12 protein-coding genes are annotated in these 11,865 nt (G+C 48.6%); 5 read left to right on the top strand and 7 right to left on the bottom strand.

Going from position 1 to position 11,865, the window contains the following annotated elements:
* Positions 1–745: 745 nt before the first annotated feature.
* Entirely contained in the window at positions 746–2,830 is a 2,085-nt protein-coding gene (locus AC1HCZ_RS03765) for a hypothetical protein (protein ID WP_479462211.1), read from the bottom strand.
* A 1,151-nt stretch (positions 2,831–3,981) separates the two neighbouring features.
* On the opposite strand from AC1HCZ_RS03765, the gene AC1HCZ_RS03760 reads away from it, so the two are divergent.
* On the top strand, positions 3,982–4,203 hold the full coding sequence (locus AC1HCZ_RS03760) for a hypothetical protein (RefSeq protein WP_479462210.1): 222 nt from the start codon (positions 3,982–3,984) through the stop codon (positions 4,201–4,203).
* A 19-nt stretch (positions 4,204–4,222) separates the two neighbouring features.
* On the opposite strand, the gene AC1HCZ_RS03755 is transcribed toward AC1HCZ_RS03760, so the two are convergent.
* From AC1HCZ_RS03755 to AC1HCZ_RS03745, 3 genes are read right to left on the bottom strand one after another with little or no spacing between them, the layout of a single operon-like run.
* Positions 4,223–5,797 carry a CTP synthase gene (locus AC1HCZ_RS03755; RefSeq protein WP_479462215.1) on the bottom strand — a complete coding sequence of 525 codons (1,575 nt, stop codon included), beginning with the start codon at positions 5,795–5,797 and terminating at the stop codon, positions 4,223–4,225.
* A gap of 34 nt (positions 5,798–5,831) precedes the next feature.
* Complete coding sequence (locus AC1HCZ_RS03750; RefSeq protein ID WP_479462209.1) at positions 5,832–6,878, bottom strand: TIGR04084 family radical SAM/SPASM domain-containing protein; 1,047 nt, start codon at positions 6,876–6,878, stop codon at positions 5,832–5,834.
* Complete coding sequence (locus AC1HCZ_RS03745; RefSeq protein WP_479462208.1) at positions 6,878–7,234, bottom strand: hypothetical protein; 357 nt, start codon at positions 7,232–7,234, stop codon at positions 6,878–6,880. Before AC1HCZ_RS03745 ends, AC1HCZ_RS03750 begins: the two co-directional genes overlap by 1 nt.
* A 145-nt stretch (positions 7,235–7,379) precedes the next feature.
* Between AC1HCZ_RS03745 and purE the strand changes: the two genes are divergently transcribed.
* Genes purE through AC1HCZ_RS03730 form a run of 3 tightly spaced genes read left to right on the top strand, consistent with a single transcriptional unit; the run spans position 7,380 to position 8,907 of the window.
* A complete protein-coding gene (gene purE, locus AC1HCZ_RS03740; RefSeq protein WP_479462214.1) occupies positions 7,380–7,769 on the top strand; it encodes a 5-(carboxyamino)imidazole ribonucleotide mutase in 390 nt (129 codons plus the stop codon).
* 10 nt (positions 7,770–7,779) lie between these two features.
* Entirely contained in the window at positions 7,780–8,382 is a 603-nt protein-coding gene (locus AC1HCZ_RS03735) for a hypothetical protein (RefSeq protein WP_479462207.1), read from the top strand.
* Positions 8,383–8,388: 6 nt separating this feature from the next.
* Positions 8,389–8,907: a hypothetical protein gene (locus AC1HCZ_RS03730; RefSeq protein WP_479462206.1), complete on the top strand. Its 519-nt coding sequence runs from the start codon at positions 8,389–8,391 to the stop codon at positions 8,905–8,907.
* On the opposite strand, the gene AC1HCZ_RS03725 is transcribed toward AC1HCZ_RS03730, so the two are convergent.
* Together AC1HCZ_RS03725 and AC1HCZ_RS03720 are read right to left on the bottom strand one after the other, a co-directional pair.
* Entirely contained in the window at positions 8,890–9,495 is a 606-nt protein-coding gene (locus AC1HCZ_RS03725) for an endonuclease V (RefSeq protein ID WP_479462205.1), read from the bottom strand. The genes AC1HCZ_RS03730 and AC1HCZ_RS03725 overlap by 18 nt on opposite strands.
* On the bottom strand, positions 9,471–10,337 hold the full coding sequence (locus AC1HCZ_RS03720) for a polyprenyl synthetase family protein (protein WP_479462204.1): 867 nt from the start codon (positions 10,335–10,337) through the stop codon (positions 9,471–9,473). Before AC1HCZ_RS03720 ends, AC1HCZ_RS03725 begins: the two co-directional genes overlap by 25 nt.
* 51 nt (positions 10,338–10,388) lie before the next feature.
* Between AC1HCZ_RS03720 and AC1HCZ_RS03715 the strand changes: the two genes are divergently transcribed.
* Positions 10,389–10,763 (top strand): thioredoxin family protein, encoded by a 375-nt coding sequence (locus tag AC1HCZ_RS03715; protein WP_479462213.1) that lies wholly within the window; start codon positions 10,389–10,391, stop codon positions 10,761–10,763.
* On the opposite strand, the gene AC1HCZ_RS03710 is transcribed toward AC1HCZ_RS03715, so the two are convergent.
* Positions 10,669–11,823, bottom strand: coding sequence for a radical SAM protein (locus AC1HCZ_RS03710; RefSeq protein WP_479462203.1), 1,155 nt, complete (start codon positions 11,821–11,823; stop codon positions 10,669–10,671). The genes AC1HCZ_RS03715 and AC1HCZ_RS03710 overlap by 95 nt on opposite strands.
* Between the last annotated feature and the right edge of the window lie 42 nt (positions 11,824–11,865).

Genomic DNA, 11,865 nt, shown 5'->3' with positions numbered 1-11,865 from the left:
AATTTCTTAAATGGAGAGAAAAATAGCTGGGAATTGTAAGGAAGCGGTAGAACGAAAGCCTTTTAAGGGAAGGAACTTGGAGCTTTATACGGAAGCGCTCGGTGGAGTCTCAAGAGAGGATAGAAAGGAAGAAATAATAATAATAACCCCTAAAGCTCAGTAAATCGTAATTGAGTTATCCGAAAAGCTGAGAGCGATGTTGGTGAATATTTTACTTTCCTTCGGATCTGGTCTGGGACGTCAACAATAGTTACTCTCGCGACTTCGAAACAAGCTTTGGCTAGGCCTATTATTTTTGGAAGCCATCTTCTTGGTTCCATTTCAATCCTCAAAGTAGTTTACACTTGTGATTTCCTAGTTTTCCTATACCCAATATCTCATTAAACGTATCAATATATAAGGACTTTCTATCCCTCTTAGCATAAAATTAAGTTCAAGGCTTCACTCTTAATCGAATTCAATATTACCACTCTTTCATTCGCCCAATTTATTTATGTAAACTCGTTTGGTGTCTCCCGTAATATTGCTCGCGGATTCCACACCTAAGAAAACGAAGTATCCATAACTGACGATGTCCGTGAACCCAATTCTACTTCTTATCGCCTTAAAGACCCTTGTGTGGGGCGTTAGAATTAAAACGACACTCCTTAGGCTGGCATTATATTAAAGAATATTGAAATGAATGTTTATAGTACGGAAAAAAGCCACAGTACACATTCTTTCTTTTTAAGTATAATTTTACTTTTTATCCATTTTTAAGGACGTATTGTGTAATTCCCTTAATTATATTTTTCAAGATTTCTTCCTTATCACCTCCATTGCAGATGTACCTTACATACAAAATGATGTTTCCATCGGTATTATTGATGGCTTTGAGATCGATGCAATTGCTAAGAAGTCCACTATGAGCAAGGAAATTACGAATATTCTTGTTTTCTAATGGTTTATTGCATCCGCAATAGTGGTTCTTGATCTCCGGAGAAACCTCGCTCGCCCACTTTTCTATCCCCACCTTTAATTCAAAGAGTCTGTCAGTTATTGTTATAACATCGTTGTTTGCATTTTTATTGTTTTTAAGTTTTTCTATCTCCTTTTTTACCTTCTTTCCTATTCTATCTCTTATTCTATCTAAATCGTTTTCGATAAATATCATTCTGGTGGGATTTAGCCATTTTGCAATCCTTTTAAACTCGCTCTCTCCATTGAGGGTAATTAGTTCTATGTAGTCTTTCGTAGATGTATTAGTGATTGCATTGACTATATTCTCTACGTACTTCTCTAACAGCTTTATACAGCAAAACACTTCTATATCTCTAGATCTTTTTTGGAAATTCTCTGGCTTCTCTAAAAACAGTAAGCCAGCGAATGGCAAATCGACGCTTAAGGATACCTCTGAATTGACTAGACCTTCAATTGGTACCGTAAAGCAAATAGAAATTCGGTCTTTTGCTGGTTGATTACTATTGTTTAGTTTCATCTTAATTACGGAGAACGCAAGCAGCGGTAAATTGAAGTAATATGAATATAGGGCGCCTACTTCTTTAACCAATGAAGTCGATAAACTTTGTGCCAACGAGTTACTCATATTTCTTGAAAGCTCTTTCAGCGATGTAACAATTTCTTGAGCTAGTCCTAATGCAATTGTCTTGGAGTTATATTTGGTCGTTTGTTTGTGAATATTGAAGTAGATATCATTAGTGGTGATTTTGTCGTGGACTTTTTTAACTTTCCCTAATACGGGATCTGATGTTACCGTGATGTAGGAGATTTCCCTTTCACCTCCTTTGTCACTACTCTTTGTTATAGGGATCAATAAGCTCACACTCTTAGCTACCTCTTCTGATGCCCTTCCAAGTTCAATAGTAATCTGATTGAAGCCGCCCGAACTGTCGAATGCTAAGTAAATGTTGTTAACATCGTTGTTCAATTCTTTTTCTAAGATACTGAAAAGAACTGTTTTGAAGAATAACTCTAGTTCCTCTAAAACGTTTTCGAAGAAAATGGGGGTTTCATGATTTTTGTCGCCATTCTTGATTTTACCAGAGGTCTTATTAAAGTCCAATTTTACGTCTCTGTTACTGTTGCCGAGGTTGATTTTGTAGATCCCTAATGAAAGTGAAGGAATCACATACGTAATTAACTTAGAGCTGTCCTCAAGGTTAGGATATCTGATATTAATAGTGGCTTTGGAATAACCAACGCTAGAGTTTCTGGGAGTAGGGCCAAGATTGATCTCCCTCATATCTGACGATGAGCTAATATCAATGGACTCTACCCCTACAAGTACTACCTCATTTTTCAAGCTATCGAAGGCCTTTATAGTATCATTTAGTATATATGCTAAGTAAAGGTTAGTTAGGGCATTAGTTGCAAGCGTAATGATTTTACCGACACTATAGTTATCGATCATATCTTTATTTTTAATTAACATCCTTAACTCGTCTTGCTGGCGTAAAATTATTTCTTCTATTTTCTTTCTTAAATCTTCATTAATCACGCCTTTATTTTTAGTTAGCCTCCCTAACTCGTCTAGTATTTCTTTCAATTTTTCAATAGACCCACCTCTAGGGCCTCCTTTATTGTATCCTATAATAACATCGTTGATGAGGTTCTCGATGAGGCTCAATGGTATAAAAAAGATGGCTATTATCTTTTTCGGCTTATTTTCAATTATCAACTTAGACAGTGATGCGATAGGTGACAGCTTCAAGCCCTCAAGTTTTATTTTATTTTCCGTATCTAAATTAAAATTTATATTATGGTAGTTAAATACCCAACCCATGGTGGTTGTAAATACTATAATGTCGTTTTTCTCCTCATTTCTATACATTTTAGATCGCCATAAATTCCTAGACGTTTCTCCTTAAAGTAGTTACTCCTCGCCCTCTTCCAGGAGGTTCGTGTCTTCGTGCGTTTGGCCCCATTCTATCCATCGCCTTCAAGGTGTAGAGAGTCAAAATGCAGGCAAAATCAAATTAATCATGCAAATCGAACTTACAGCCGTTCAGGAAGGTATTAATAATTTCTAAGGAGATATAAATCCGATAGCGTATCGGGAGGCAGCACTGTTGATGGTAGAGCTAACGTATAGTAAGGCACTAACAACGGGTAAGGGGATAAAAACGATGAACTCCTCGGTTATGAGAAGAGAGGACATTGAGGAGCCTTGCTCTTAAGCAAACAGTAGAGTTTGCCGTTATGTGCAATGAATCTTCGAGTACTACTTATTATTTCATTTGCTGACATTAAAACATTTCTCGTAACCCAACCGGGCGTTAAGCCTGTCTTTTCAGACGTGTAGTAACTAATAACACCAATACCTTCTCCTAATTGCTCCTATCGAATCGAAAGCGTATCTATTAATAGTGAAGTTTTTCGGCTACCTTGATGAACTTTCCTTTCTCGCAACCGCTTTTGTTTGCTTGAAACTTTACGTTTTGGACAAACCATCTCACGAGGGTTCTACTACAGAGTCAAACCACTTTGTCCACAGCTTTAAATGTATAAGCTTTATAATGTATACACAACCGGCGTGCGAATTACTTGCGAATAGAGGTGGTAGTCAAAAGGATCTTTATTGCTGACCTTTACTACACCGCTATCAATAAAGAGTACATTGTGATTCCATAGAGTAATTCTTACAGTTAACCTTTATATAATTCATGATGAATAGAGAGCGAAGAGAGGTAGGTTAAAGTTAAAATAAATAAGCAAGGGCCTCCTCAAGGAGGTGTAGGCGTTTTATGTGTTTGCCATCCAAAGTGCCCTCTACATCGAAATTCCTAACGTTAGTTCTGAGATCGAAGAACCAAACTCTGCTCAAGACTACTGCTGAGGTTTTTGAGATGGTGGACCGACGGTGGGTAACCGTTTCCAGCTTTACTATCTATATACCAGATTTCTCCGTTTTAGTTCGGACTGGACGCGATTAAACAACATCTATCATGTTATCTTCCCTTAAGCATTGGGTATTTCTTGTTAATGGGTCTTAAGGCTTTATGGTTTTATATTGAGCTTGTTTACCAACTAATTTACTTCTTCAATAAAATAGAAATAGAAAAGAATATAATAGCAAAGTTGAGGACGCCAGAAGCTTGTATGAAGATGCTAGATAGCAAAAGCTCCAAGAGGAAAAGGAGGGTTCGCAGGAGTTTGTTCGGGTCGTTCACACCTTTAGCTTTAACGTGGTACCTCAAATGGTGAGGGGAACTCTCCACTACTGCTACTCAAGCGTCTTCAAAAAGCGGGTATAAACCGGCGAGGGCTGAAGCGGCCTGCTCTTGAACTCTGGGTGGTACTGAACGCCCCAGAACTCTTGTCCTTCCAACTCAACCCCCTCGGGGACTCCCTCGCTCCAAGCGGAAACCCTCAGCCCCGCCTCCTCTAGCTTGTCTAAGTACTTCGGGTTAATGTCGTACCTATGCCTGTGTCTCTCCTTAACCAACGTCCTCCGGTAGGCCTCCCAGAGCTTAGTCCCCTTCATTATTATTACTGGCTTGGCCCCGAGCCTCATGGTTCCGCCCAAGTACTCCAACTTCTTCTGTTCCTCGAGCAGTGCTACCACCGGGTGGGGGGCTTTGGGGTCGACTTCCTCGCTGTTCGCTCCCTCCAGCCCGGCCAAGTGCCTCGCCACCTCAACTACCATCATCTGCATCCCGAAACATATTCCTAAGGTGGGTACCCCCCTCTCCCTCAGTTCTTTTATTACGGAGACTTTCCCCTCGGCTCCCCTCTTGCCGAACCCCGGCAAGATTATCGCGCCGTCTGCCTCCGCGGCCTCCTCGGGGCTGAGTTTGCCCCTCTCCACGTCCGTCACCTCCACCCACTTCAGCTTGGGCATGAAACCCGCTTCTACAGCAGAATGTTTCAACGACTCTATAATGCTCAAGTAGCTGTCCTTTAGTTTCGTGTACTTGCCTACCATGGCTACCGTAGGCCCCTCAGGCAACGACCTCAGCTTGTTAACGAAGTCTATCCAGTACTCTAGCTCGAGCTTCCTTTCCTCCAGACCCAATATCTTAGTTAGGTACTTCGGGTACCCTTGCTCGACCAGCTTCAAGGGAACCTCATAGACGAACTCCACGTCCGGGTCGGAGAACACCGCTTCCTCCGGCAAGTTCGAGTAGAGGGCTATCTTCTTCTTGGTCTCTGGTTCCAAGGGCTTTGTTGAGCGTCCCACCACCACGTGGGGCTGGATGCCTATTCTCCTCAGCTCTTGGACGGAATGCTGGAGGGGCTTGGTCTTCTGCTCACCGGTCGTGCTCAAGACCGGAACTAGGGCGACGTGTACGAAGGCTACTTCGCCCCTCCTCTCTACCCACATCTGGCGGGCGGCCTCCAAGAAGGGCAGGCCCTCTATGTCGCCCACAGTTCCTCCAATCTCCACCACGGCTACGTCGAAGTCCTTGGCTACTTCCTCTATCATCCTCTTTATTTCGTCAGTTACGTGGGGAATTATCTGTACCGTCTGCCCCAAGTACTCTCCCTTCCTCTCCTTCTCTATCACGCTCAAGTACACTTTACCGGTCGTTATGTTGTTGTTCTTGGTCAAGTTCTGATGCAAGAACCTCTCGTAGTGTCCCAAATCTAAATCCGTCTCCCCGCCGTCCTCGGTTACGAAAACTTCCCCGTGTGCGTAAGGGTTCATAGTACTCGCGTCAACGTTCACGTAAGGGTCTATCTTTATCGCTGTCGTCGTATACCCCATTGACTTGAAGAACAGAGCCGTTGAGGCCGTCAGTATGCCCTTTCCTAGGCTTGAGAGCACCCCGCCGGTTATGAAAACGAACTTTGTCAGCTTCAGCCCGCCGTCCCCTCTACCGAGCCCCTTTTTACGGCACCGCCTCAGTGGAGTCCTCCAAGGGGTTGTAGGAGGCTACTTCCTCGTGTTCTGCCATCTCGTCCGCGAGGTCTCCTACGACATCGAAGAACGTGTCTATGAACTTCTTGGTAACCCAACATATCTCCCTCATCCCTTCATATCCCCAGAACCTTTCGTACAACCAGTACAAACACCTCCCGCCGCAGTAGCCCTTGTACTCGCACCTCTCACAAGGAACCCCTTCGGGGTAGCTCAGCTCCTTGGGAGGGGAGCGAGAGTAGACGCTCCCGGCCTTGGCCCAACCCTCGTAGGGGGCTATGGGACAAGCGACCACGCTGCCGTCCGTGAGCACGGAGTAGGCCCTCTTGCCCGCCCAGCAAGGGACCCAGTCCCAAGGCTCCTTGTGGGCCTTCAAAAGGGCTATGAAGGGAATAATTCCTAACAGTTCTCCGGTCTCCAAGTAGTGGTTTCTGAACTCTTCTGCCAACTTCCTTATGCCGGGTAAGTAGCTCCTCTCCGCCCACCCCCTCAAGTCCCACTTCAACACCCAGTCCACGGACAGCTGCCAGTGGACGTGAGTGAAGGGTAAGGAGAGCAAGTGCTTCACGTCCCTATATATGTCGCTCTCCGAGTCCACGGCCATTCTTGCTATGACCCTTTTCACGCCTAACCCCCTCGCCTTGTGCGCTAGCTCCAACGCCTTCGCGTAACTCCCCTTCCCCCTACGCGAGTCGTTGAATTCCTCCGGACCGTCAATCGAGACCAAGACGTTCTTCATCCTCTCCCAGTACCTCGGGGGCAAGAGGTGGTGCAAAGTCGCGTTGGTCTGGATGCCGAACGTAGCCTCTATGTTGTCCATAACTTCCATGATGAACTTGGGGTTCATAAGGGGCTCTCCTCCGTAGAACACCACCGCGGGGTTGGGGTCTACGACCTCCAAGTACTCCTTCAAGGCAGAGACGGGGTAGACCGGGTTAGGGGGGAGGTCGGGCCACGAGCCGCCGCAGTACTTACACTTGAGGTTACACTTAGAGGAGCTGTAAACAAGCCAGAGCATCAGCCCCTCTCACACGCGTTTTCCAGAACGTTTTTCACCCCTTCCGCCTCGTCCGGGCTGAGCCTCCTCAGCAGTACCGAGACCCTTAACTCCTCGACCTTAAATGAGTCTTCCAGTTCCTTCTTTATCATGTTTGTATTTGTCTTATACACGAAAGATTTCAATATTATCCTGTAGAAGCCAGTAGATATTATGTGTTGTACTTGGACCCTCATGAACACCCTATTGCACTTAGACCTCACGAGCTTGCTATATCTTACCAACGTTTTTAGTATTTTAAATTTCATCGGGTTGACCAACTTGGCGTCCCGGTAGAAGCCGGAAAGGGCTATCACTATCATGAACATCTCCTCCACTGCCTGAAACCCGCTCGGCCTTCCTTCGTGGAGACTATTTTAATGAGACCTTTATGTTTCGGCATCGGAATGGCCATTAATAGTTTAAACTGACTCTCCTACGTCCTAGGGAGGCGCTTTGCGGAGCCCCCTTGTCTCCATAATAATGGGCTCCAAGAGCGATGAACACGTAGCGAGGAAGGTAACCGAGGTGCTGGAGGAGTACTGCGTTCCCTACGAACTCAAGGTTATATCAGCGCACCGACAGCCGGAGGAGTTGGACGAATACCTCAAGAAGAGCAAGGAGTACGTGAAGGTTTACATAACCATAGCTGGCCTGTCCGCCGCCCTCCCCGGGGTGGTGGCGTCTAAGGTAGAACAACCGGTCATAGGGGTTCCAGTCGAGGTGAAGCTGATGGGTTTGGATGCCCTCCTCAGCACCGTCCAGATGCCTCCCGGCGTGCCCGTGGCAACCGTAGGCATTGACAACGGCAAGAACGCCGCCTACTTAGCTTTAAGGATACTAAAGCTCGCCGGCTTCCGTCCGTGTAAGTGAGGGAGACCCTTTGGAATTAACGAAGATTTTGAGAAAGTCGGCAGCGCTTGCTTATAAGTCAAAGGTGTTCGATTTACTCGCATACGTCAGGTCGGCCCACATGAATTACGTGGCGTTCGTCTTGACGATGATAAATATGGTCATAATACTCAACGGAGTCGTACTGCCTTACTTACACGTCTCAAAGCCCCTCCGCTGGGCAGCGACCGCCTTGGTGCTGTTAGCTGTTGGCGTGACTTCGCTGATCTTAGGTTGGATAGACGTTAATGCGGGCGTTACGCGAAAGACCGTCGAGAAGCAAGCTTACTGGAGGAAACCCACTTGGCTACAAGCCGCCATATTAACCTTGAGGGTGGCAGACCTCCCCTCCGTAATTTCTCTCTGGCTCAAGATTAAAGAAGAGGGGATGGCGGACGAGGAGCTGAAGAAGTGTTTTAAGAAGGTAGTTGAAAACACCGTTGAGTGGGTCTACTTCAGCCACTTCGAAGTAAGGAAGCCCGCGTTGGACCAAGACTTGGCGTGCCTGGAGAAGTTGACGTCCATGTTAGACTTAGATATTTCAAATATAAAGAAAGAGCTGTTGGAGGTCCTGAGGAAGCCCGAGTTCAGGTGAGGCGAGGTGGCGAAGCTCCACAAGGCGCTTAAGGCATATGCTTACATTAAGTTGGGGTTAAGCAATTACTTGTCCTTCACTCTGGCAGTGTTCAATACGGCCTCGCTTATCTGGTACTTCACTGGCCTCAAGAAGGTCGTAGGCTTCGGGGAGTTCTTGTTGCTTTTTTTCGCTATATACTTCCCTCTGGCTGCCTTCTTGGGATACCACGACCTCAAGCGTCTGGTGGGTAAGACCATGACTGAGATTAACCCCTACTGGAGGAGGCCCAACTACTTCTTGTCCCATTACAACTTGGGAAGCTTGATGTACTTACACTACGCTCTGGCTCTTTGGAAGCTCTCGGGCGACGAGAGGGTAAAGGAATGTTCTAAGGAGGCCGTTAAGAATCACTTCGAACTCTTGGTGTCTGAGGGGGAGAGGAGACCCCGGAGGAGCTGCTTTTGTGAGCTTGCCTTGGAGGAGGGCTTGATGGACGAGAAACACTACGAGATGTGCGTGAAAGCGCTAAGAGAGCTGAAGTGAGCGGGCCAGCGAGCGGGATACGCGGTCGGCCAAAGCCAGAGGCTCCGGCAGCTTCCCGACGGTCAACCTCTTGACTATCTGATAAGCGGTCTCCAAGCTGACGCAGTGCCCGACGCTAACGTAGAGCTTCCTCCTCCCCCTCCGGAGGACGTAAGCCACCACCTCGCCGTTTCGCACCAAGCACTCCCTCCCCCCGCACTCCTCCTCTTCCCCCACCAACCTCCTCTTGGCCACGCCTATGGTGGGGACCCCGCTCACCACCCCCACGTGGGAGGCTATCCCCAGCCCCCTGGGGTGGGCCCTCCCGTGGCCGTCCACTAAGAGCAAGTCATACCCCTTGACCTTCTTTATCAGAGTCAAGTGCAAGGGCGCCTCTCGGAAGGCTAGGAAGCCCGGGACATAAGGGATGGGAACTTTAGCCTTTACGTAGTAGTATTTAATGGGTTTTAAGGTTTTGTAGTCTACCAAGGAGAGTACAGAGACCCCCACGTCGCCCTTGTAGGAGACGTCCAACCCCCCTACGGTTCGTAGCCCTTCGGGGTCGAAGCAGTCCTCTTCCTTAATCAGCTCCGACAGCTTCCTCTGCAACTCCGAGGCCCTTTTCTTGTCGAAGGTAATAGTTTCACGCCCATGAACTCGACTCCCTTCTTGGGGAACGACGCCAACAACGGCCCGAAGTCCTCGCCTATCCTCTCGCACTCATCAACTATCTCCTTCAGCCTCCTCAACACACCCTCCCTCCCGGCTTTTCTCAACCACTCCTTGAACAGTCTGGCTGAGAAGCTGGTGTCGTTCTCGATGTCCTTCAAGTCGTCCGCTATTTGGTAAGCCTTGCCCAACAAGAAGCCGTACCTCCAGAGCTTCTCCAACCTCTCCTCCTCTCCGGCCGCCAGGCCCCCCAGGTAGGCGGAGAGTGCGAACATGGAGGCCGTCTTGGACTCTATTATCGCTTCGTAAGCCTCGACCCCGCCCCTCTTAGGGGGGCCGTGGACGTCCCAAACCTCGCCTTTGCTCACCTCCCACCAAACTTCCACAACTTTATCGATCGCCCTCTTCCCGTACCTTTTAACCAACATTATTGCGTGGGGAATCAATAAGTTGCTCACCATCACGGTATTGGCCACGCCCTTGGCGACCCAAGCGCTGGGCCTTCCGCGCCTCACGAAGTCCAAGTCTATTATGTCGTCTATTGAGAGGGAGCTCGCGTGGACGAGTTCCAGCGCCAGTGCGGCGGGCAAGGCGTCCTCAGGGTTCCCCCCTAGGGCCTCGTTCACGAACATGACCAGCGCTCCCCTCAGCCTCTTCCCTCCGTCTACGATGTACTTTGCTACGTTTATCACCCTCTCTTCGTACGTATTTTTGATCAGTTCCTCCAATTCCTTATTAATTATACTTCTCCACTTTTCTATCGCTTGGTACAGTTCGTCCACTGAAGCTACCCTCTGAGGGACTGGGGCGATGAAAATAAGGAGTTGGTAGCCGTGCAGTATACAAAAGATATTACTTTCCTGCAGGAAGCCTCTTGGGGAGTTTACGTGGAGTTCCTCGTCGCCTTCTTCTACAGCGACTACTGCCCCACGTGCGAGGACGTCGCGCCGCACTGGGAGGAGTTCGTGGAGCTCCACCGCGGAGAAGGAACGTTTATCAGGATAAAGAAGACGCCGGAGACGGCGAGGCTCTTCAAGAGCTTGGGTATAAGCTGGGTCCCCACCGTAGTGTTCTACCACGACGACAAAGAGGTGAAGAGGATAGAGGGCTTCTTTACGCTCTCTGACCTTGAACGGACGATGAGACGCTTCCTCTCGAGCGTATCGACACGTACTTCTGCAAGAGCTTACTCACCATTGAAGTCCTGAACTCTCCCAAGACGCTGTAGAGCTCCCTCAAGACCACCAGCCCCGAGTACCAGAGCGCCTCGGCCTTCAGAGGAGGAGAGGAGTGGAGGGTCATTGCTGCCCTAAAGGCTGTCCTCTCTAGCGGGCTGAGCTTGGACGAGCGCCACGGGTCGAACCAGCTCCTCCTCAAGTATTCCTCCACGTCGAACACGTTCAAGTGTACTACCCCTCTTATGAGGCTGAATGAACTAACCCCCAAACCCAAGAACTCTACCGAACGAGCCACGTATTCGTCAACCATAACTTCGGTCCTCGAGAAGGTCCAAGCGTTCTGTCGCACGAAGCCCCTCTTGGAGGCCTCCCTCACGATCCTCTGGTAGTTCTGGAAGCACAGCCTCTCCCCCTCGGGCCCCCTCTTGGGGAAAGGCATCAGGGGGTAGAAGGTCGCTTGGTCCGCGCCGCACTCCAGAGCCTTAACGGCGTCCGGCGTGGGGTCCTCCAAGCCCCAGACCACGTCCACGTTAAAAGTATTGAACTTTTTTGACTTTATTATTTCTATTGCAAGCTCGTTGATCTCGGGAGAGACGGGCCTTCCGAGCTTTTTCAACATCTCTGGGGAGAAGCTCTGAATCCCCATGCTCAGCCTCGTGACCTTCTTCGGGTCCAAGTAGTCGGCCGCCTCCAAGAGGACTACGTCCCTCGGGTGGACTTCCACGGATATCTGCGGCTTCCAGAGGGACCACAACACGTCCACTAGCTCCCCTAAGGCCTCGGGTTTAGAGGAGGGCGACCCGCCGCCGACGTAGGCCTCTACCGCGTCGACCTCGTTTGAGTAGGCTTCCTCTACGTCCTTAATTAGTTTCTTAAAGTACTTAGAGGCCAAGCTCTCGGAGTAGGGGAAGCGGACGAAGTGGCAGAACGCGCAGAGGGACCTACAGAACGGGACGTGCAAGTATAGGGAGACCTTTCCCCTCGGCCTGTTCGGGGCCCCGGGGGAGGAGAGGAGCTTCCTCAACCAAGCCTTACTCCACTTCCTAGAGAGCTCTGCCAAAGCGCTGAAGGCTCTCCACAAGGCTACCATCGAGCTTCTTTTCCGGTCAGTTTAGATAACCGTTATTGACCA

The sequence above is a fragment of the Ignicoccus sp. genome (genome assembly GCF_056435145.1).
The sequence above is the reverse complement of the archived record's forward strand: the minus strand, read 5'-3'. Positions and strand labels throughout refer to the sequence as shown.